The sequence below is a fragment of the Clostridium sp. Marseille-Q2269 genome (assembly GCF_943736985.1).
Taxonomy (GTDB): domain Bacteria; phylum Bacillota; class Clostridia; order Clostridiales; family Clostridiaceae; genus Clostridium_F.
In genome coordinates this window covers 185,051-207,085 of the sequence record NZ_CALSFS010000001.1, presented here as the reverse complement: position 1 = coordinate 207,085, position 22,035 = coordinate 185,051, and the positions used below count along the sequence as shown (strand labels likewise).

Here is a 22,035-nt window from a genome sequence, read left to right as displayed (position 1 = left end):
ATATATAAAATATAAATGTGAACTTAAGGATAAAATATAAATAAACTTTATATATGGAGGTATTGTTATGAGTTTGTATTTAGGGAAAATTCATTATTGGTTATATAATAAAATAACTTGGTTTGAAGCATTAGAAAAAGAAATAATAAAATTTGGAGAAGATAAAGGATTACCTATAGAACTTTGGGAAAAAAACATAAATTCAAAATATGGTGTTCCTACAGAAAATAAGCCATTGGAAGATATAATAGATACTTCTAATATTCATGGATGGCTTCAAAATAAAATTCATTCAGCTGAATTAAGGCAAGCAGCTTGGGTTACATTTATATTACAAGAAAATAAGAAATATAAAGAAGACTTGATGAGACTTTTTAAAAAGCAAGGAGAAAGTTGTGCAATAGAATATAAAAAAGAGAATTCTCCAATTTCAGCAGAAGATATGTATAATGCTTTAAATGATTATATATTAGAAGGAATGCCTTGTGATAGAGTAAATGTTATTTTAAATTGTAATGAAAATGAAATACTTTGGAGAGCTACTAAATGTCTTCATAGTTCTCATTGGGAATCTGTTGGTGGAGATGTTAAAAATTTTTATAGTTTAAGAGAACAATGGATTGAATCTTTTATATCTTCCTTAAATAAAGATTTTCATTTTGAAGCATTAGGAGATTATACTTATTCTATAAAAAGATAAAATAACTTAGGAGGAATAGAAATGAATTCAATTGAACTCATGGTAAATGAGCATAAGAATATAAAACGTATGTTGGTTATTATAAGAAAATATTGCTTTAAAGTATTAAAAAATGAAGAAGTGGACTACGATGACTTTTATAAAATTATTGATTTTGTAAGGAACTATGCAGATAAACATCATCATGGAAAAGAAGAAAATTATCTATTTAATAGAATGTTAGAAGAAATTCAAGGCCCTACTGAAAAACTAGTAAAGCATGGTATGCTAGTAGAACATGATCTTGGAAGACTTTATATGCAAAATTTAGAAAAAGCTCTTAAATCTCTAGAAGATGGAGAAGAAGAAGCAAAAATAGATATAATAGCTAATGCTGTTTCATATACAGATTTATTGTATAGACATATAGAAAAAGAGGATGACGTAGTTTATGAATTTGCAAATAGAAATTTATCTAAAGAAACTTTAAAAAAATTAGATGAAGATTGTGACATCCTTGAAGAGGAAGCACAGAAAAAGGGTATACAAGATAAATATATAAATCTTATTTATGAACTTGAGGAAAAAGTTAAATAGTTCATAGTGAATATTGTTAGTTTTTCAAGCCCCTACAATGTACTATTGTTAGGGGATCTTTTTATATAAAAAGATAAATACATAATTACAATTGATATCTAATCCCAGTTGAAAGTGAATAATTATTATTGTATAATAAAAAGTAATTAATAAATATGGAAAATAGGGGTGACATTATTGAAATTATTTACAAAATATATTTGATTATGTTAATAAATTTTATTATAATATTAATGCATTATAAAATTATAATGCGGGTGGGAGAGGGAAAAAAGAAAAGGACGGAAAAAATTGAAACAAAAATTTAATAATTTATTTAATCTCAACCAGTATAATACTACAGTGAAAGGAGAAATATTGGCAGGATTCACCTCATTTTTTGCAATAGTATATATAATTGCTGTAAATGCATCTATCTTATCTGATGCAGGATTACCTTTAGAAGGAGCAATAATAGCTACAGTACTATCATCCTTTGTAGGATGTATATTAGTTGGATTTATAAGTAATGCTCCTCTAATATTAGTGCCAGGCATGGGAGTTAATGCCCTTTTTTCATATACTATTGTAGGTTCCATGGGACTTTCTTGGAAACAAGCCCTTGCAGCTGTATTTATATCAGGCATTATATTCTCTATGATAGCTTTTACAAAGTTTTCAAAAACTCTTACAGAATCAATTCCCATATGCCTAAAGGAAGCTATAACTGTTGGAATTGGAATTTTGATTACTTTTATAGGATTACAAAAAAGTGGTATTGTAATGGGCAGTGAGACAACCTTTGTTACATTAGGACACTTTAATAATCCATTGGTTTATGTAACTTTTATTAATTTAATAATTACTGTGGTATTATTTATAAGAAATGTGCCAGGAAATTTTTTGATAAGTATGATAATTGGAACTGTTATATCATATTTTTTTGGTATAGTAGATATATCAAAGCTTAATTTTTTAAGTTTTTCTATGGCTCCATATAGAGATGTTTTTTTAAAAATGGATTTTAGTGCAGTAACATCTATAACCTTTTGGGTAGCTATATTTTCATTAACATTAGTTCTTGTATTTGAAAATTTAGGACTTATCCATGCACATGTGAATATTATGTTAAATGAACCAAAAAAGTTTAAAGCTTCTTTTAAATCTTGTTCACTATCTGCTATTACTTGCGGAATTTTTGGGACAAGCCCTACAGTTGCTACTATAGAAACTGCAGCGGGTATAGCAGCAGGAGGTAAAACTGGATTAACGTCTATTATCACAGGAATATTATTCTTAGTATCTTTATTTTTACTTCCAATAATAAAAATTATACCCAATAGTGCTATTTCTCCCATACTTATTGTAATTGGTGGATTGATGATAAAGAATGCGTTAAATATTAATTTTAACGATTTTTCAGAAGGATTTCCAGCATTTTTAATTATAGTTATGATTCCTTTAACTTTTAGTATTGTAGATGGAATGGCTTTTGGATTTATTGCTTATCCAATTGTAAAAATAGCAGAAAAAAAATCAAAGGAAATTTCTATTGCTATGTATATAATTTCTATTATGTTTTTATTAAATTTTATATTACATGCAATAAATTAATAAAATAATTATTTATTTTTAAACATGGATAACAAATTCTGTGTAGTTATTTTTAAAATTTACTATGCAGAGTTTAATTTTTTGCTAAAAATAATTTAATTAATAAATATAAAAATTGCAACTTTTTATATTTATTGAATATATAATAAATATATAGTATAATAACAAAAAATATCTATAAAAGGAGAGAAATATGGAAGACAATATAGTATTATCAATTGGCCAAATAAAATCTAAAGCCAAAGCAGCTTTAAAAGGAAACTGGGGAACAGCAATTATTGTAATTATTATATTTAATATAATAATGCATGGCATTACTTACGTATTTAATGCAAATGAATTAATAAATTCTATTAGTAATTTACATTCATTTAATAAAGAAAATATAAATTTTGGAGCAAGCTGCATACCACTTATTATAAATTTAATTTTAGCAGGTCCTATGACTTATGGAATAACTAAATTTTTTATTAATTTGGTTAGAAATAAAGAACATAAGATAGAAATCATGTTTGAAGGGTTTAAACATTTCACTGGCACTTTTATTGTTAATATAGTCTTAAGTATATTCAGTTTTTTATGGTCTCTATTATTTGTAATACCTTATATTATAATACTTTTTATTATAATAATTAAACAATTGTCAACAATATCTATAGGATCTTATAATGGTAGTAGTGATTTAAATGGATATATGGTAGCAATATTGATTGTTTTAACAATAGTTTTAACTATAGCTATATTAATGATTCTATTTAGATATTCTATGACATATTATATTTACATTGATGATCCTAATATGGGAGCTATGAAAGCTATTAAAGAAAGTACTATTATGATGAAAGGAAATAAGACAAGATTTCTTTTGTTATATTTAAGTTTTATATTATGGTATATACTAGGAGTTGTGACTATAGGGATTGCTTTCTTATGGATAATACCTTATATAAAATCTTGTGAAGCTGTTTTTTATTATGATCTAAAAACTAATAAACAGGACGATATTGAAGAAGTAAATACATTATAATTAATTTAGTTGTTTTTTATTTCAAGTTATTGAAATAAAGGGACTGTGGCATTAAAGAATTTAAGCATAATATATTGTTTTACAAGTTTAAAGTTAACACAATATATTCTGGAGTTTATTCTTAGTGACACAGCCCTTTTTATATCTTAAATTGTATAGAATTGTATATAATTTAATTTGTGATTATATATTTCTCAAAAATAACTATAGAATAATTAACTGTTTATAATTTCTCCTCCATTTATATGTATTACTTCACCAGAAACAAATGAGGAACAATCATTAGAGGCTAAGTATACATAGGCTGGTGTTAATTCCACCGGTTGGCCTGGTCTTTTCATGGTTGTATCTGTTCCAAATGTTTTTATAGAATTAGCATCAAAAGAAGAAGGTATAAGTGGAGTCCAAACAGGACCAGGAGCTATAGCATTGACTCGTATACCTTTATTCCACAAAGATAATGCTAAAGAACGTGTAAAACTTATAATAGCGCCTTTTGTAGAAGAATAATCAATCAAAGTTTCATTACCCTTATAGGCAGTTATAGAAGCAGTGTTTATAATGGAAGCTCCTCTGTTTAGATGAGAAAGAGCCGCCTTTACTAAATAAAACATGCTAAATATATTGGTTTTAAAAGTTTTTTCTAATTGTTCTTTAGTTATATTTTCTATGCTATTTTGAACATATTGAACAGCTGCATTATTTACTAAAATATCCAATTTATTGAAATGATTTATAGTTTGACTTATACAATCTATACAAAAATTATCATCTGTAATATCTCCTGGTATTAGTAAGCATTTTCTACCTAAATTTTCTATTATTTTTTTAGTTTCCTTTGCATCTTCATGTTCATCAAAATAAACAATAGAAATATCAGCTCCTTCTTTAGCAAAGGTTACAGCTACAGCTCTTCCAATGCCGCTATCACCTCCAGTAATTAATGCAACTTTATTTAAAAGTTTTGAAGAAGCTTTGTAATTGGGATTGTCAAAAATAGGAATGGGATTCATAACAGATTCTATACCTGGATGTTTTGCTTGTTTTTGGCTAGGTATAGATTTTGGAAAACTGTTAATAAAGTTTAAATCTTCATTCATTATAATATGTTCCTTTCTTTAAAATGATTTTTCTATACGATATACACTTATATTATTTAGTATTACAATTTATATATAAAAAAATTCTTGTATTATCAGATTGATAAGGTTTTCACTAGATTTTATAGAAAAAAATAGAAACAAGGTATTGGGTTTTAGAAAATATTCACGATATAATTTAATGTAGATAATAAGGAAACATACTAATAAAGATGGGAGTGAGTGACGTGAAAAGTATAAAATCAAAACTAATAGCTATTATATCAATTGTTTGTATACTAACAATTGGTCTATGCTCCACTGTAAGTTATTATTTTTCTTATAAGGCCATAATGAAAGAAAGTACAAATAAAGTAAGTATGGCATCTGAAAAATATTCAGAAATAATAGAAGGCTGGTTATTAACAAAAACTAAATTTGTAGATTCTATGGTAGTAGATGTTGAATACAATAATAAATACAATAATAAATATTTGAAAAATTATTTTAGAGAACAAGTTAAGGAAAATAAAGATCTTATATGCATATATGCAGGACTTAGCGATAAAAGATATATAGGAAGCGACGAATGGATTCCACCATCAAATTATAACTGTTTACAACAAGATTGGTATAAAGACACTATACATAAGAATGGTATATATTATTCTAAGCCTTACATAGATGCAAGTACAAAAAAAATGATAGTAACAATAGGAAGACCTATTAAAAGTGCTGGGAAAATAATAGGAGTTTTAGCTATAGATATAAGTTTGGAAAATCTTAAAACCTTAGTTGAAAAAGCCACTCCTGTAGAAAATAGCTATGGATTTTTATTGGATGAAGATAATAATTTTGTAATTCACCCAAATAAAGATTTTAAGCCAAATGCAGAAAAGACTTTCAATATAACTCAGGTTATGAATGGTTCCTTAAAAGCTATATCTTCATTAGATTCAAAAAATAATAAAGTTATAACATTAAAGGATTATGATAACAATAAAAAGGTATTCACAAGAACAATTGTACCATCAGCTAAATGGTCTATAGGGTTTGCAGTTCCATTGTCAGAATTTAAAAAACCATTAAATAGTATAATTATTAGCTTCATAGTAATTACTATATTATGTTTAGTTGGAGATATACTATTTGCAGTGTATTTTGGCAAGAAAATATCTGATCCTATTCTTAAAATAACAGATCTAGTAAATGAAACAAAAAATTTAGATTTAAAATATAATGATAATTATGAGTACATAAACTTATATAAAGATGAAATAGGCACTATAGGAAAAGCAGTTATTCACTTAAGGGAAGAGCTTAGAAATATTATAGAAGAGTTAAAAAAATCATCTCATGATGTGTTAAGGTATTCAGAATCAATAAACGAAGCCACAGGAGAAACTGTACAGTCTATAGATGCCATATCAAAAACAGTAGATGAAATGGCTCAAGGGTCTGTAGATCAAGCTAAAAATGCACAGAATGGTTCTGAAATATTATTTGCTTTAGCAGAAAAGATTAAAATAACAGATCAAAGTTCAGATTTAGTTAAAACATATTCCATTGAAACAAGGAAAAATAGTCGAACTGGTATGGGAACTGTGGAAAAGACTATAGAAAAATTTATAAAAAACAATGAAGTTAATAAAGAACTTGCTAATAATGTAAATATGTTAGCTAATAAATCTAGTTCAATAGGAGAAATAGTAGATTCCATACAATCTATTGCTGAGCAGACAAACTTATTAGCTCTAAATGCAGCTATAGAAGCGGCAAGAGCAGGAGAAGCAGGAAAAGGATTTGCAGTAGTAGCTGAAGAAATAAGAAAATTGTCAGAACAAACAGCAACTTCAACTAAGGAAATAGAAAAGATAGTTAAGGATATACAATTTGAGATTAACAAAACAAAGGATAATATGGACGTATCTCAAAAGGTTATAGAAGAAGTAAATAGTGCTATGGATACATCAAAAAAATCTTTTGATAATATCACAAATTCTATAGAGAGCATAGTGGAACAAGTAGAATTATTGGTAAAGAATATTAAAACTGTAAATTCAGATAAAGATCAAGTCTTGTCATCAATAGAAGATATAACTGCTATAGCTGAAGAAGCTTCAGCGTCTACAGAAGAAGTATCAGCTAATATTGAAGAACAAGCGGCTTCAATAGACAATATATCTGGGACGGCTGAAAGTTTAAAAGAAATAACAAGCACATTGGATAATGTAGTAAATAGATTCAAAATTTAAGATAAATAATACTTAAAGCTCCTATGATATAGAATATAGAGCTTTAAGTATTATTATTTTGTTATATATAATCTGTATATTATATTTTAAATTCTAATATTATATTTGACCCATGGATTTTAATATTAGCTGAGCTATTAAAGCAGATCCTAAGTAAGTTCCAATAAAAACAAAAATTGAAAGTATTATTATTCTCCAACCAGATTTTTTAAAACTATCCATGTCTTTTCCAATAGATATCCCTACATATCCTAATATTGGAGTAGTAAGTGCTAAAAAATCAACTTTGGCTATGTATTTTGATATTATTTCAGCTCCAGGAATTGAAGGATAAGTTATTAAACATCCTAATGTAACTATATAAGCCACAGCAGGGACTTTACCAGGTATAATTTTAGATAATGCTATTCCACCAATTGATATAGCTACAAGTATTAGCATACCAGGTATAGCTTCAATTATATTATGTTTAGCCCCAATCATGTTACCAACTAATGAAAGGACTGCTATTAAAATTAATATAAAAAATGAATCCTTGATTTTCATAATTTAAGCCTCCTTAGAAAATTTATATTTATATTTTTTTAGGTTCTTCTCTATATTTAAATTTATAACATTTTCTATATAACCATTCTGTTAATGGCAACGATATCCACAATGACATGTAAAGACCATCCAACCCAGATAACATATTACTAGCTGCGCCAAAGGCTGCTAATGTATCACTCATATTAGGATACATAGCGCTTAAAGAACCTACAGCGGCCGTCATCATGCTAGCACTACCAACTCCAGAGGCCATGGCTAATGCATAGGGATGTAATGGAAGATATGCTGAACAAAAGCTTGCAAGTATTCCGAAGAATACAGTTCCAAAAACAGTTCCACATATATATACACCCATAACACCTTGACCTTCATGACCTTCAAGACCATATACATCACTTATTAATGCTACGTTAGGTTCCCGAGCTATAGAATGAGCGGCGCCAATGGTTTCTCTTTTAAGACCAAGCATAATTGCAAGAGGAACACCTAAAAATACAGTACCTATATTACCAAACTCTTGTAGTATTAAAGCAGGACTAGATTTAATAATTTTAGGTAAAGTTGGGCCTATCATTGTTCCATATCGAGCCATTAAGAGCATTAAAGAAATAGTTATAAGAGTTCCTGCATCTTTCATATCTTTTTCATTGGCTACCTTTAAAAATTTAGGAGTTAAAAGTAATCCCAATATAAGAGCATAAAGCATAGGCAAAAGTACAACTGTACCAGGGCCAAATTTATATTTTATTACTCCAACACTTTCTGAAATTATAACAAGTATAAGTACAATTATATGGTTTTTCCAGTTTTTCATTAGTTACTCTTCCTTTCTATCAAAACAATTTTCTAGAAATTCAATATATTTTTCTTTGCTTTCAAAAGTGGGTGTATAATTTTCAATAACTTCTTGAGCTTTTTCGGCTTTTTCATATAAAAGATCAATTACTGTCATAGCTATTAATTTAGCAGGTAATATGCATGCTGCATTATAATTTTTTACTTTAAAATCCTTTGTATGAAGAGCTCCTTCAACCCCCCCTATAAATGGATGAATTGAAGGAATTAAGTTAGATACATCTCCCATATCAGTAGAAGCTTTAAAATGTCCGGTATTTGTTACATTATCTTTTGAAAGAAGTGTTTCGCTATTATTTTTAAATAAATTATTCAATAAATTAGAAGATTTTAAAGGAAGGTGTCCAGGTATGGTATTGATTATAGTTTTGGCTCCAACAGCAAACCCTCCAGCTAACAATGCTCTATCCACTTTTTGATTAGTATTTTTTAGTGCATCCACATTTTTTGCACGAACATAGCTTTCCATTTTTACATCTGAAGGAACACTATTTACTGTATCTCCACCTTTTGTAATTATAGGGTGAACCCTTATGCAATCTTCATCTTTGAAAGTTTCTCTTAAAGCATTTATGCCCATAATACCAAGCATAGCAGCATTTAATGAATTAATACCTTCTTCAGGAGATTCTGCAGCATGAGCAGGCTTACCTATATATTGAATGGTTTTGCCTAAAAAACCATTGCTACTATTACCAATTCCAACAGTTGGAGTAGGGCAATCCTTCAAGGAATGCATCATCATAGCTATATCAACATCATCAAAGGCTCCTTTGTATATAAGTTCTTGTTTTCCTGCTAGAAAGTGAATTTTACCTTCTTTTCTTAAATTTTCTCTATATTGAATTTCTATAAATTCTTCTGCAGGTACTGCCATAAAGCTTACATTACCATGTAATTCATCCTCTATTTTGGATAATTTAATACCTAATGCAGCTCCTAGCATGGTAGCTATTTGCAGATTGTGACCACAGGCATGAGATGCACCAGTTTCTTTATTGGCATTGGGACTATCGAAACATATAACACCATCCAATTCTCCAAGTACTGCTATATTAGGTCCAATTTTATCTTTTTTTAGTTTAGCTTTTACACCTGTTATAGCTAATTTATCCTCATAGGATAAATTGAGTTTATCAAAGAAATTGCATACCTTTTTAGACGTTTCTTTTTCTTTAAATCCTAATTCAGGTGTAGACTCAATGTCTTTAGCAAGGGCTATAATATTTTCAGCATTGGTGTCTATAGTTTTGCAAACTAGACTTTTTAATTCTTCTACTGTCATTTTACTCTCCTCCTAAATATCATATAATGTTCAGTTTTTTATAATAAATTTCAGAAAAATGTATTTATATAAAATACATCTGTATTTATATAACGTATTTATCCTATTTTAATATGCATATGTGTAACTGTCAAGGAAATATTAATAAATTAATATTTTTTTTAGTTGAATATTAAAAAATTAAAAAGAATATTCAATAAATTCATTTTTTTATCAATTTAAATGCATTATATTAATTAAAATGATTTATATTAACATAAATTATTATGTAATTTTTTAGTTTTTTTAAATTAATTTTATATGATATAATTTTTAGTACTAGCAATTTTGTATTATATAAAAGGAGATTTTAATATGAAAGCAAATAAAAAACTTTTTCCTATAAAATTAAATGGTAAATACGGATATGTTAATGAGAGTGGTGAGACTTGTATAGAAAATAAGTATAGTTATGCTGAAAAATTCATAGGTGAGCTAGCTGTTGTTGCCATAGATGATTTATTTGGATTTATAGATAAAAAAGGAAATGAAATAGTTACTATTGAATATGATGATGTCTATGACTTTGCTGAAGACTTAGCAACAGTTGATAAGAATGGTAAATTAGGATATGTAGATATTAATGGAAAAGAGATAATAGCTCCTCAGTTTAAAGAAGCTAATGATTTTAGTGAAGGTTTGGCAGCAGTTCAACTGGGATATAAATGGGGATACATAGATAAAGAAGGAAAATTTACAATTAAGCCTGAATTTTTTGACGCTGGTGACTTTAGTGAAGGGTTAGCTATGGTTCAATCAGGAGGTAAAATAGGCTATGTAGATAAATTAGGGAATATAGTTGTAGAATTCAATTATGATTACGGTAAAGATTTTAAGGAAGGACTAGCTCCTGTTAAATTAAAATGTAAATATGGTTATATAGATAGGTTAGGAAAGGTGGTCATAACGCCTAAATATTATGAGGCTGATATTTTTAGTGAAGGTTTAGCAGCAGTAAAAGTTATAGATAAATATGGTTTTATAAATAAGCACGGAGATATGGTTGTACAAACTAAATATGATTGGGTAAGCAATTTTTATGAAAATATTGCAGCTGTGATGGTTGAACAAAAATACGGATTCATAAATAAAGAAGGTGTAGAGATAATACCATTAAAATTTGATAAAGTTGGTATTATTAGTGAAGGATTAATACCGGTACAAATAGATGGAAAATGGGGATATATAGATAAAGAAGGAGAATTTATTATTAAACCTGTTTACGATAATGCAGAAAGATTTATAAATGGAGTTGGAAAAGTTATATTTGAAAACAGGGTTAAATACGTAAATAATATTGGAAATTATTTAGGGGAAAAGAGTATTTAATATAAGTATATTTATAGTTGTTTAGAGTCCTAGCTAGGTAAGTTAAAATCTTACTAAATAAGGACTCTATTTTATGAAAATTTTGGATTAACAATATTTAATATAAAAACTTTTAAATTTTTTGGTATACACTTTTAAAAAAATATAGTTTATTTTAATAAGTAAAATTATAGGTACTATATTCTTTAAGTTTTCCTCTGTATATAATCTTTTTATTTTCATATATTCTAAAATCCTGAGGAGTTGTAAGGCCAGGGGGTTTATTAAATAATTGCACACCGGATTCCATAAGTACATGAGAAACAAATTGAGAGCAAAAATATTTATATCTTGTTTCTAATGGATGACCAATCATTACACCTAATATGCCTAAAAGATTATAACTATATCTATGGCTTTCTTCTTTAAAATCTTCAATAATTTTTTTTAGTTTATAATAGTTATGTTCTGTAATATCTAAGGCGTATATGGTACATTCAGTATTTTTAAATTTAAAAAAAGTACCGTTGTCCAAAGATTCTTTAACAAACCCTGCTATGAATGGGTTGTTGGGGTTCTTTCTACCAAAACTGTACATTTCTTTTAATTCCTTATCAAAAGCTAAGGATACATGTGAATAAGGCTCTTTTGTATAAAACTTTATAAGGTGACCAAAGTTTGAACCTGTTAATGATAGAACAATGTATATCTGCTTATACTTTTTCATAGCTAATCTCCTTTAAAACAATGAGTGAAATTGAATGTATCATAAATTATTATCAATGTTAGTATTATTATTTCAATTATTATTTTAATATGTCTTTTTTTATGTGTCTAGAAAATATATAAACAAAATTAAGAAATTTATTGTAAAAATATTAATAAAGTAGAAGATTAAACATAATTTCTAAAAAAGTTAAAATTATTTACAACCTTTATATATTTATTTTTAATTTAAGTAAGTTTTAAAATTGAAATTTATAAAAGTCTTAATTTCATATATACTTTATAGATGCTATAATATTATAATAAATAAAAAATTTTAAACACTTTAAATGTATTTAAGGAGAAGATTTTTTTGAATATTACAAATAAAGATCTAAAAATAGCTGCAGGAGAAAAGATATATGAAAGAGGATTTAAATGTTATATTAATAATCAAGTAGAATATATAGAAGCTTATGAAGAAGATAATAATTTAAATATTATATCTAAGGTGAAATCATCAGTGAGCGATGATTCTTATGATGTAGTTATAAATATTTTAAAAGGAAGTAAATATATAAGGAGTAATTGTCAGTGTAAATACTGGGGAATAATATGCAAACATTCTGTAGCTAGTATTATTAAATATATAAATGAAAAAGATAAGATTTTAAAAGAAAGTGAAAAAAGAAAAAAAAGAGAATTTATAGAAAATATAAAAGAAAGTTTTTTTAAAGAAGTAGTTTTAGATACAAATTTTAAAGAATTAGATGTAGGATACAAGATATGTATAGATAACAAATTAAATAAAAAGTATATATCCTTAGAGCTTAAAATAGGAGAAGATAAGCTTTATGTAGTAAAAAACATTAAAAATTTTCTAAAGGCTATTATAAAAAAAGAGAAAATTCCATTTGGAAAAAATTTTATATTTAACCCATTGATACATAAATTTAAGGAAAAAGATAACAAAATAATTAATATGATATCAGAAATATATCAATATGATGAAATTGCAAACAATATAAATTTTTCTAATATAAGCTCATTTTTGAATGGTAAAAAAGTGTATATTTCTGAGAATATACTTAAAAAAATTTTTTATATAATAGATGAGAATACTATAGAATTAAGTCTAAATAATAAAATTTTTAAGAATATATCTTTAGTAAAAGAAAATTTACCTTTAGAATTTAAGTTAGAAAAAAAAGATGATAGATTAGTGTTAAAGCAAGAGAATTGTTTGCCTAGTATTATTACTAAGGAACATTTTTTTTATAATAATAAAATTTATGGACCTTCTTTAGAACAAATAAATTTATATGAAGGATTTTTTAGCGGTTTTATTAGAGAGAAAAAAAGAGAGATAAGTTTTCAGGAAAGCTTTAGTCAAGATATAGTTTCTTATGTGATTCCATCTTTAAAAAAAATCAGTAAAAAATTATACATTGATAAATCTTTTAAAGAAAGATTTTATGAAGAAGATTTGATAAGTACAGTGTATTTTGATAAAAAAGATAATAAGATAACAGCTAATATAATATTTACATATGGAAATGTTAAAATTAATCCATTTCAATATAATAATAGGCTAGATTATAAAATTTTAGTGAGAAATATAAAAAGAGAAAGGTTTGTTACTGATCTATTAGAAAAATTTTATTTTGAAAAATCAGCAGATTGTTATGAACTTCAAGATGAAGATAATATTCTTAATTTTTTAGTAAATGGTATAAATAAAATTCAACAGTATGCAGAAGTTTATTATTCAGAAGACTTTAAAAATATAAAAGTCTATAATTCTTCTAGTTATAGAGCTAACGTTAAGCTTAATAGCCAAAATCTTTTAGAATTTAATTTTAATATAGATGGAGTGGATAAAAAGGAACTTGCTCACGTATTTAAGGCACTAAAACAAAAAAAGAAATATTACAGATTAAAAAATGGAGGTTTTATACCCTTAAATAATAATAATCTTGTAGATATAGGAAATATGATAAATTATTTAGATATAAAATCTTCAGATTTAAAAAAAGATTTTATATGTCTTCCTAATTTTAATGCAATTTATATTGATAATTCCATTAGGGAAAAACAGATAAATTTTATGAATAAAAATAGGAACTTTGAAGATTTAATAAATGTTATGACAGATATAAAGGATATAGATTATGAATTGCCTAAAAATCTAAAATCTATAATGAGACCTTATCAAATCTTTGGGTTTAAATGGTATAAAACATTAGCAAGTTGTGGTTTTGGAGGCATATTAGCAGATGAAATGGGATTGGGTAAGACTCTTCAAACTATAGCTTTTATTAAGTCAGAAGTGGATAAAAATAAGAATGAACATATGCCTTCTTTAGTAGTTTGTCCAACATCTTTGCTTTATAATTGGGAAGATGAAATAAATAAATTTCAACCAGATTTAAGTTGTATTATAATATCAGGGGATAAAGATTCTAGAGAAGAATATATAAATAATATAAATGAATATCATGTTGTTATAACTTCCTATGCTCTTATAAGAAGAGATATTGATAAGTATAAAAAAATTGAATTTAGATATTGTTTTTTAGATGAGGCTCAAAACATAAAAAATCCTCAATCTTTAACAGCACAGAGTGTAAAGAGTATAAAAGCTAAAAATTATTTTGCATTAACTGGCACGCCCATAGAAAACTCTTTAACGGAGCTGTGGTCCATATTTGATTTTATAATGCCGGGATATCTTTTAAACTATAAAAGGTTCTATTCTAAATATGAATCTCCTATTGTCAAAGATAAGAATGAAGAGGCTTTAAAAGAATTAAATAATCACATAAAACCATTTATTCTTAGAAGATTAAAAAAGCATGTAATAAAAGAATTACCTCCTAAGATTGAACATAATATAATTGTTAATATGACAGATAATCAAAAAAAAGTATATGCATCATTTGTAGAAAGTGCCAAACAAGAATTTTATAAACAAATTAAAGACAATGGTTTTAATAAAAATAAATTAAAGATATTATCCATAATTACCAGACTTAGGCAGATATGCTGTGATCCATCTACTTTTATAGAAAATTACCATGGGTCTAATGGAAAGATAGAAACGCTTTTAAATATTGTAGGTAGTAGTATAAATGAAGGACATAAAATATTATTGTTTTCTCAATTTACTTCTGTATTAAAAAATATAGCAGAAGCATTAAAAGTGAATAATATAAAATATCTATATTTGGATGGTAATACGAAAACTAGTACAAGAGGAGAATTAGTTAAAAATTTTAATAGGGGAGAAGGAGATATATTTCTTATTTCATTAAAAGCAGGAGGAACAGGATTAAATTTGACTTCTGCAGATATAGTAATTCATTTCGATCCTTGGTGGAATCCTGCAGTGGAAGATCAAGCTTCAGATAGAGCTCACAGAATAGGACAAAAGAAAACAGTGGAGATTATAAGACTTATTGCTAAAGGAACTATAGAAGAAAAAATATATAAAGTACAACAAAAAAAGAAGGAAATAATAGATAGAGTAATAGATAAAAACATAGGAGAAGAATTGCTTTTATCTTCTATGACACAGGATGAAATAGAAGAACTTTTTAAATTTTAAAATATAAAAGTATACTAATATAGCATATTATATTCATATGATTTTATATGATATAATAAATAACAGTAAATAAGAAACAAATGTACTCTTATACAATTTAAGAATACATTTGTTTTTTATAAAAATATAATACAATTATTTTAAGAATATCCTAATTTTTTTGCTTTATAGTAACAAGATACCAGCGCTGCTACATCATATCTAGCATCATGAAATCCAACATCATCACAGTTGAAAAGTCGTTTAGCTCCTTTTAACACTATTTTTTTATCTATATTTAGAAAATCAATAGTTTCTTCTAATCTAGGTTTCTTTAATTTACCTGTTCTAGTTGTAGCTTTTACTATAGGCTTAAAGTGTTCCATAGTACAAAAAAATTTTTTAGGAATCCAATCCGTATTATTTAATCTATTAAATTCAGCTGCTACAAATTTTTTATCAAAATTTACGTTGTGAGCTATAAAAATTCCATCTTTTAAATCTGAGCTAATTTCAGAGGCTAAATCTTTAAATTTTTTACCATTAGATAAGATTTTTAATTTTTCTGTACTAAATCCATGAATAGCTTCAGCCGATTCTTCAATATAATCTACATCAAAGAAGAAGTTTTTAGCAAATTTAACTTTTTCTTCTCCATTTGAATTAATATCACAAACACAATAAGTAAGCTGTATAATTTCACCAGGTTCTAATCCTGTAGTTTCTGTATCTATAAAAATTTTTTTCATAAAATAAATCTCCTTTGTATGTAAGGTCTATAACTTAAAGAGCCATTAGTATAATATAATTATATTATATATGATTTTTCAAATAAAGGCTAAATTAAGCTTAATTTAAAAATAAAAATAATATAAAAGTAGTTTAAATATAAATTATTATAGAAAAATTAATAAATTTATAAGTAATTTGTAACTATATTTATACTTTATTATACTTATATATGTAGTATAATAAATGATGATAATATAAGTCCATACCATTTATTGGATTCAAAGTATGGATATATTATTATATATAAAGTATAAAGGAGACTGAAAATATGAAATGCAAAAGAGCAATTAGTAAATTATTGGTTTTAGTGTTTACATTTTCTTTAATAATATCTGCTTCTTTCGCTAACAAAGTTCATGCAGATGCTTTTAAAGTAGTTACATTAGGAGCAGATTTAACTGATGCACAAAAAGAGCAAATGCTTAAATATTTTGGAGTAACAAGAAAAGAAGCTAATGTAATGGAAGTTAACAAGCAAGAAGAAGATAAATATTTAGCAGGAGTGGCCACAAGAAAACAAATAGGGACAAAATCTATATCTTGTGCTTATGTAGAACCTACGGATAAAGGCGGGTTAAACATATCTACTAATAATATATATTGGGTTACTGAGAATATGATTAGAAATGCGTTAATAACTGCAGGAATAGAAAATGCTAATGTTAAAGTAGGATCACCTTTTAACGTATCTGGAACAGCAGCTCTTACAGGAATTTTAAAAGGATTTGAAAGTAGTGAAGGTGGTAAAAAAATAGATGAGAATAAAAAGAAGGTTGCTAACGAGGAAATGGTTGTTACTGGTAATCTTGGAGAGAAAATAGGACAAGATCAAGCTGCCAACTTAATAAATGAAGTTAAAAAGCAGGTTGTTAAAGAAAAACCTAAAACAGAAAATGAAATTAAAAATATTGTAAAAGATACAACTGACAATTATGGCTATAAGATAAATGATGAAGATATGAAAAAGATAACAGCTCTAATGGATAAGATAAATGGATTGGATTTAGATTTTAAACAAATAAAAGATCAACTGAATCAGGTTAGTAATAAATTAAAAGATGTTGTTACCAGTGAAGAAGCAAAGGGATTTTTTGCTAAAATATGGAGGGCTGTTAGAAACTTCTTTGATGGCATTTTTGATAGTGATAAAGATACAAAAACAACATCTTATAATATAATAAAGATTAAAAATATAGATTATAATAATTTAAAATTATAACCTAAATATTAAATTATAAAAAACATATAATTAAAATAAAACAGCCTCTGAACTAAATAGAGGCTGTTAATATTTTGACTGTCTATAGGAAGGAGTAAGTATGAAAATTATAACTAATAAAATTTACGGCCAATACAGAAGGCCTACGGGACTAATAGGAAAATTTATTGCAAAAAGCATGAATGAAGAACATTTTGAATTAACTAGTTGGGGAGTTAATCAATTTAAAATAAAAGAGGATGATATAATATTAGATATAGGCTGTGGAGGTGGAAGGACTGTAAAAAGGCTTTCAAACAAAGCTTGTAAAGGGACAGTTTTTGGTATGGATTATTCATTAGATTGTGTAAACTTTTCTAAAAAATACAATAAAGATTTAATAGAAATGGGAAAAGTAGAAATAATTCATGGAAGTGTGAATAAGATGCCTTTTGAAGATGATAAATTTAATATTATATCTGCAATAGAAACTACATATTTTTGGCCAAGTTTATTAGATAGTTTTAAAGAAACAAGAAGAGTATTAAGTCCTTTAGGAAAGTTTGTTATAGTTAATGCTAGTTATACTAATGAAAAGTTCAAAGAAAAAAATGAAGAATATTTAAGAAAAGTACCAGGCATGAAAATATATAGTTCTGATTATATAAAAGATCTATTAAAAAAAGCTGGATATAAAAAAATATATATAAACACATTGGAAGAAAATAATTGGCTATGCGTAATTGCAGAGAAATAATATTATTATGTTAAAATAATTATTTTTAAAAACTAATTTAAGATATAAGATTGTGAAATACGGCTATAACAATAATGTTTATATACTAGAAGAGCATTTGGTTAATTCCAGATGCTTTTTATAAATTTTAAAAGTAAGAGAATATGAGAAAAATAATAAATAATTAAATTTTAGAGAACACTTAAGAAATAAGCCTTAGGTGCTTTTTACATGTATATAATGTGAGTATAGAGAAAAATATATATAGAAAATAATAGGTACTAAAATAATACCATAAGAATATAATTAACATTGGGCATTGATGAAAATTGATAAGGGCTTGATAAATTTTTTATCAAGCCCTTACTCTGAAAACTACATATAGAAAGTAGTATGATTGGGGTTTATATGCTGGAAGTAACAGATTTTAATTGTCTTAATGTTTGTGCAAATGATAATAAGTAAAGAGAATCATCGCTGATAAGATTAAAAAACATATATCATTAGTATGTCTATCAAAAATAGTATTTTTTGAAGATGCTAATTTATTTATCCAAGTATTTATCAGACCAATGATAATAGAGCTAATATATCCCCTTACATTAGTTCTAACTTTATTTATTACTATTTTGCTAATATCCTTAATGTAGTTTCTTTTTTTAGACTTTTCCATAAAACTAACCTCCTTTAAATAGTTAGGCGTATTTATGAACTCTTAAAGAAACTATCATTGTTAAAACCTCCCCTCAGTTACTTCCAACATAATTAAATTATAACATTTATTAGTATTTTTTAAAATGAAATATATGTAGGTGGGGGACAGATTATTCATTCTCCAAAGACAGGTGATGTAGTAAAAATTGCACCAGTATATAAATATTAAATTAAAGAAAAAATAATATAATTTATAAAAATCATTTTTTTTAGCTATAAATCTATATTTTTAGTATATTAGAACTAATCTACAGTATTTTGGATATGAATGATTGATTCTTATTTAAAATAGATGTAGTATATTCATAGAAAAGCCATAAGAATATTAACTAAGAAAAAAAGTATATGTTAATTATTTGAATTAAGGATTGAATATAGGTTCCATAGCTATTGTAATTATTAATAACAATACTATGATTACAATAAAAGATCCACATTGCAAATATAGAAGTTTAATAAAAAATAGTGAGGATGATACTATAATGATTTATACTATTACTTTTAATCCAGCTTTGGATTATGTAGTTAAAGTAGAGGATTTCAGAATAGGTATTTTAAATAGAACAAACTATGAGAGATTTTATGCAGGAGGCAAAGGGATTAATGTTTCAATAGTTTTAAATAGTTTAGGTTTAGAAAATATAGCATTGGGATACATAGCTGGATTTACAGGAGATGAAATAGAAAAGAAGGTTAGATCCTTGGGAATTAAAACAGATTTTATCAAATTAAAATCTGGAATGTCTAGAGTCAATATAAAGCTTAAATCAAGGAAAGAAACAGAAATAAATGGAATGGGGCCCATTATAGATAATGAGTCATTAAATCAATTATTTAATAAGTTAGATACATTAAAAGAGGGAGACTTTTTGGTCCTTGCAGGGAGTATTCCTAATACTATTTCAGAAAACATATATGAAAATATAATGGAAAGGCTAAGAGAAAAAAATATAAAATTTGTAGTAGATGCAACTGGCCCACTTTTGTTAAAGGTTTTAAAATATAAACCATTTTTGATTAAACCAAATTATTATGAGTTGTTAGATTTATTTAATAATAACATTAAAAATGAAGAGGATATAATCTATTACGGAAAAGAGCTACAAAAGATGGGTGCAGAAAATGTTATAATTTCTATGGCAGAACACGGAGCTATATATATTCCATCTAAAGGTGAAATAATAAAAAAGAGTGCGCCTAGAGGCGTTTTAATAAACTCTGTAGGTGCTGGTGATTCCATGGTAGCAGGTTTTATAGCAGGATATTTAAAAAATAATAAATTAGAAGAAGCATTTAAAATGGCATTAGCTTCTGGTAGTGCTAGTGCATTTTCAGAAGAATTAGCTACTAAAAAACATATAGAAGAGATATTAAAACAAATATTGTAGGTTTAATATATTAATATTAAATTGTAATATTAATTAAAAGATAATTAAAACAAAAATCCCACATTTTACTGTGGGATTTTTGTTTTAATCAAATTGTTCTGCCATATTAGTTAATTTTTTATTAAGTGCAAATATTATTACAGCATTTGCTATAAGAGCTACGGGAATGGCTATAAAAACTTGTAGTGGTCCTAATTTGTCTATGAATGCTTGACCGTATCCAGCTAATTTATTAGCTGCAAAAGTACTTAAAAACCAAACTCCCATTAATACTGAAGCGTATTTAGGTGGTGCAAGTCTATTAAGCATTGAGTTTCCAATTGGTGAGAAACACATTTCTCCAGTGGTTTGTAATACATAAAATAATAATACCCAAATTACACTAGCTTTTATTGCAGTGTCAGAAGAACCACCTCTTTGCAATACTGCGAATATCATAAATGCGAAACCAACGGCCAATAGTACAAAACCAAGAGCCATTTTTTGAGTTATGTTTAAGTCACCTCTCTTGGAATTTTCAAGTTTAATCCAAAGAGCAGACATTATAGGTCCTAATATAACACACATAAACCCATTGAATGAATCTAACCAAGGTACTGGCATAGTAAAGCTTCCTATACTCATATCTATAAAATCTCTAGTGTATAGAGCTATAGATGTGGATGCTTGATTATAAGCTGTCCAAAAGAATATAGAAAAGAATGTCAATACAAATATAACTATAGTTCTATTTTTCTCAGCCTTTGTTAAAGGTGTAGTTGATTGTTCTTTATTAGTATTACTTGTTGCAGTAGGAACCAGTTTAGCAGCTGCTATTTTGCCGGAATTCCCCATTGTTTTTTTTACGCCAAGGGCAAAGGATAGACCTGATAAAAGACAAGCTATGGCTCCACCCAAGAAAACAGCCTTATATCCATAATGAGTTATTTGACCATTAACTTTTGTAGAAAAAATTTGATCTGCAAAAAGTCCAAATAAAAGAGGTCCAAACATTGCACCTATATTTGTAAATGAATACATAATTGAGAATGCACCATCTTTTTTAGAATCATTTTGATCGTACAAGAGACCAACCATTGTATTTAGATTTCCTTTAAAGAAACCAGTACCAATAGTTACAAAGATAATCATTGCGTATACCCCAAACTTGCCCTGATTTAAGAAAAGAACAAAGTTACCAGCAGCCATTAATAAAGTACCTAATATTACACAATATCTTGCTCCTAAATAACGGTCACAAATCCAGCCACCTATTACTGGTGCTAAATAAGTCAGTGCTGCATAGGTAGATACCAAAGATGCTGCATCTGCTTTGCTTAAGCCGAAGCCACCTTTAATAATTTGAGTTGCTAAGAAGAGTATAAGTACAGATTTTACACCATAAAATGAAAATCTTTCCCAAGCAACTGTTAGCCCACAGACATAAAGTCCTGAAGGATGTTTTGATTTTGCATCTTTTGCCATTTTAAAGCCCCCTTGTTTAAAATTAATATAAATATATAATATTAAGTTATTAACTTAATATATAACAAAATTAAAAATATTAAGTTTAAGCAAACAATAATTTGTTGTTTAATATAATTTACAAAATAGTAATATATTTCTAATAATCTAATTATAATAATATTATTAAATATTGGAAAAATCAAC

The 22,035-nt window shown here is 26.5% G+C and carries 18 protein-coding genes; 10 read left to right on the top strand and 8 right to left on the bottom strand.

All coding sequences use genetic code 11. The features are described from left to right. Positions 1 to 67: 67 nt before the first annotated feature. From NGI68_RS00885 to NGI68_RS00870, 4 genes are all read left to right on the top strand, one after another. Entirely contained in the window at positions 68 to 700 is a 633-nt protein-coding gene (locus tag NGI68_RS00885; protein WP_251859594.1) for a hypothetical protein, read from the top strand. 21 nt (positions 701 to 721) lie between these two features. Next, positions 722 to 1,276, top strand: coding sequence for a hemerythrin domain-containing protein (locus NGI68_RS00880; protein ID WP_251859593.1), 555 nt, complete (start codon positions 722 to 724; stop codon positions 1,274 to 1,276). Positions 1,277 to 1,567: 291 nt separating this feature from the next. Further along, complete coding sequence (locus tag NGI68_RS00875; RefSeq protein ID WP_251859592.1) at positions 1,568 to 2,869, top strand: NCS2 family permease; 1,302 nt, start codon at positions 1,568 to 1,570, stop codon at positions 2,867 to 2,869. 193 nt (positions 2,870 to 3,062) lie between these two features. Continuing rightward, a complete protein-coding gene (locus tag NGI68_RS00870; RefSeq protein ID WP_251859591.1) occupies positions 3,063 to 3,896 on the top strand; it encodes a DUF975 family protein in 834 nt (277 codons plus the stop codon). 215 nt (positions 3,897 to 4,111) lie between these two features. On the opposite strand, the gene NGI68_RS00865 is transcribed toward NGI68_RS00870, so the two are convergent. Continuing rightward, positions 4,112 to 4,996, bottom strand: coding sequence for an SDR family oxidoreductase (locus tag NGI68_RS00865; RefSeq protein WP_251859590.1), 885 nt, complete (start codon positions 4,994 to 4,996; stop codon positions 4,112 to 4,114). Between the two features lie 227 nt (positions 4,997 to 5,223). On the opposite strand from NGI68_RS00865, the gene NGI68_RS00860 reads away from it, so the two are divergent. Then, positions 5,224 to 7,230, top strand: coding sequence for a methyl-accepting chemotaxis protein (locus tag NGI68_RS00860; protein WP_251859589.1), 2,007 nt, complete (start codon positions 5,224 to 5,226; stop codon positions 7,228 to 7,230). A gap of 99 nt (positions 7,231 to 7,329) precedes the next feature. On the opposite strand, the gene NGI68_RS00855 is transcribed toward NGI68_RS00860, so the two are convergent. Genes NGI68_RS00855 through NGI68_RS00845 form a run of 3 tightly spaced genes read right to left on the bottom strand, consistent with a single transcriptional unit; the run spans position 7,330 to position 9,919 of the window. Further along, positions 7,330 to 7,776 (bottom strand): LysO family transporter, encoded by a 447-nt coding sequence (locus NGI68_RS00855; RefSeq protein ID WP_251859588.1) that lies wholly within the window; start codon positions 7,774 to 7,776, stop codon positions 7,330 to 7,332. A 28-nt stretch (positions 7,777 to 7,804) separates the two neighbouring features. After that, positions 7,805 to 8,593: a DUF3100 domain-containing protein gene (locus NGI68_RS00850; protein WP_251859587.1), complete on the bottom strand. Its 789-nt coding sequence runs from the start codon at positions 8,591 to 8,593 to the stop codon at positions 7,805 to 7,807. A gap of 3 nt (positions 8,594 to 8,596) precedes the next feature. Further along, positions 8,597 to 9,919 (bottom strand): amidohydrolase, encoded by a 1,323-nt coding sequence (locus NGI68_RS00845; RefSeq protein ID WP_251859586.1) that lies wholly within the window; start codon positions 9,917 to 9,919, stop codon positions 8,597 to 8,599. Between the two features lie 354 nt (positions 9,920 to 10,273). Between NGI68_RS00845 and NGI68_RS00840 the strand changes: the two genes are divergently transcribed. Next, entirely contained in the window at positions 10,274 to 11,287 is a 1,014-nt protein-coding gene (locus NGI68_RS00840; protein ID WP_251859585.1) for a WG repeat-containing protein, read from the top strand. A gap of 154 nt (positions 11,288 to 11,441) precedes the next feature. Here NGI68_RS00840 and NGI68_RS00835 read toward each other — a convergent pair whose 3' ends face one another. Next, complete coding sequence (locus NGI68_RS00835; RefSeq protein WP_251859584.1) at positions 11,442 to 11,993, bottom strand: hypothetical protein; 552 nt, start codon at positions 11,991 to 11,993, stop codon at positions 11,442 to 11,444. A gap of 351 nt (positions 11,994 to 12,344) precedes the next feature. Between NGI68_RS00835 and NGI68_RS00830 the strand changes: the two genes are divergently transcribed. After that, positions 12,345 to 15,578 carry a DEAD/DEAH box helicase gene (locus NGI68_RS00830; protein WP_251859583.1) on the top strand — a complete coding sequence of 1,078 codons (3,234 nt, stop codon included), beginning with the start codon at positions 12,345 to 12,347 and terminating at the stop codon, positions 15,576 to 15,578. A 140-nt stretch (positions 15,579 to 15,718) separates the two neighbouring features. Here the strand turns inward: NGI68_RS00830 and NGI68_RS00825 are convergent, their stop codons facing one another. After that, positions 15,719 to 16,306 (bottom strand): 3'-5' exonuclease, encoded by a 588-nt coding sequence (locus NGI68_RS00825; protein ID WP_251859582.1) that lies wholly within the window; start codon positions 16,304 to 16,306, stop codon positions 15,719 to 15,721. A gap of 311 nt (positions 16,307 to 16,617) precedes the next feature. On the opposite strand from NGI68_RS00825, the gene NGI68_RS00820 reads away from it, so the two are divergent. Together NGI68_RS00820 and NGI68_RS00815 are read left to right on the top strand one after the other, a co-directional pair. Beyond that, positions 16,618 to 17,568 (top strand): DUF1002 domain-containing protein, encoded by a 951-nt coding sequence (locus tag NGI68_RS00820; protein ID WP_251859581.1) that lies wholly within the window; start codon positions 16,618 to 16,620, stop codon positions 17,566 to 17,568. A gap of 100 nt (positions 17,569 to 17,668) precedes the next feature. Beyond that, positions 17,669 to 18,304, top strand: a complete 636-nt coding sequence (locus NGI68_RS00815) for a class I SAM-dependent methyltransferase (protein WP_251859580.1) — start codon at positions 17,669 to 17,671, stop codon at positions 18,302 to 18,304. 415 nt (positions 18,305 to 18,719) lie between these two features. On the opposite strand, the gene NGI68_RS00810 is transcribed toward NGI68_RS00815, so the two are convergent. Continuing rightward, positions 18,720 to 18,956 (bottom strand): transposase, encoded by a 237-nt coding sequence (locus tag NGI68_RS00810; RefSeq protein ID WP_251859579.1) that lies wholly within the window; start codon positions 18,954 to 18,956, stop codon positions 18,720 to 18,722. A 523-nt stretch (positions 18,957 to 19,479) separates the two neighbouring features. Here NGI68_RS00810 and pfkB point away from each other — a divergent pair. Further along, the gene (gene pfkB, locus NGI68_RS00805; RefSeq protein WP_251860181.1) at positions 19,480 to 20,385 is read left to right on the top strand and encodes a 1-phosphofructokinase; all 906 of its coding nucleotides are present in this window, start codon (positions 19,480 to 19,482) and stop codon (positions 20,383 to 20,385) included. 84 nt (positions 20,386 to 20,469) lie between these two features. Here pfkB and NGI68_RS00800 read toward each other — a convergent pair whose 3' ends face one another. Next, positions 20,470 to 21,849, bottom strand: a complete 1,380-nt coding sequence (locus NGI68_RS00800) for a peptide MFS transporter (protein ID WP_251859578.1) — start codon at positions 21,847 to 21,849, stop codon at positions 20,470 to 20,472. Positions 21,850 to 22,035: the final 186 nt, after the last annotated feature.

Coding starts and splice junctions, on each gene's coding strand:
- NGI68_RS00810 (WP_251859579.1), bottom strand. CDS start 18,956: ATGGAAAAGTCTAAAAAAAGAAACTACATTAAGGATATTAGCAAAATA.
- NGI68_RS00855 (WP_251859588.1), bottom strand. CDS start 7,776: ATGAAAATCAAGGATTCATTTTTTATATTAATTTTAATAGCAGTCCTT.
- NGI68_RS00800 (WP_251859578.1), bottom strand. CDS start 21,849: ATGGCAAAAGATGCAAAATCAAAACATCCTTCAGGACTTTATGTCTGT.
- NGI68_RS00840 (WP_251859585.1), top strand. CDS start 10,274: ATGAAAGCAAATAAAAAACTTTTTCCTATAAAATTAAATGGTAAATAC.
- pfkB (WP_251860181.1), top strand. CDS start 19,480: ATGATTTATACTATTACTTTTAATCCAGCTTTGGATTATGTAGTTAAA.
- NGI68_RS00845 (WP_251859586.1), bottom strand. CDS start 9,919: ATGACAGTAGAAGAATTAAAAAGTCTAGTTTGCAAAACTATAGACACC.
- NGI68_RS00885 (WP_251859594.1), top strand. CDS start 68: ATGAGTTTGTATTTAGGGAAAATTCATTATTGGTTATATAATAAAATA.
- NGI68_RS00815 (WP_251859580.1), top strand. CDS start 17,669: ATGAAAATTATAACTAATAAAATTTACGGCCAATACAGAAGGCCTACG.
- NGI68_RS00880 (WP_251859593.1), top strand. CDS start 722: ATGAATTCAATTGAACTCATGGTAAATGAGCATAAGAATATAAAACGT.
- NGI68_RS00865 (WP_251859590.1), bottom strand. CDS start 4,996: ATGAATGAAGATTTAAACTTTATTAACAGTTTTCCAAAATCTATACCT.
- NGI68_RS00850 (WP_251859587.1), bottom strand. CDS start 8,593: ATGAAAAACTGGAAAAACCATATAATTGTACTTATACTTGTTATAATT.
- NGI68_RS00835 (WP_251859584.1), bottom strand. CDS start 11,993: ATGAAAAAGTATAAGCAGATATACATTGTTCTATCATTAACAGGTTCA.
- NGI68_RS00825 (WP_251859582.1), bottom strand. CDS start 16,306: ATGAAAAAAATTTTTATAGATACAGAAACTACAGGATTAGAACCTGGT.
- NGI68_RS00820 (WP_251859581.1), top strand. CDS start 16,618: ATGAAATGCAAAAGAGCAATTAGTAAATTATTGGTTTTAGTGTTTACA.
- NGI68_RS00870 (WP_251859591.1), top strand. CDS start 3,063: ATGGAAGACAATATAGTATTATCAATTGGCCAAATAAAATCTAAAGCC.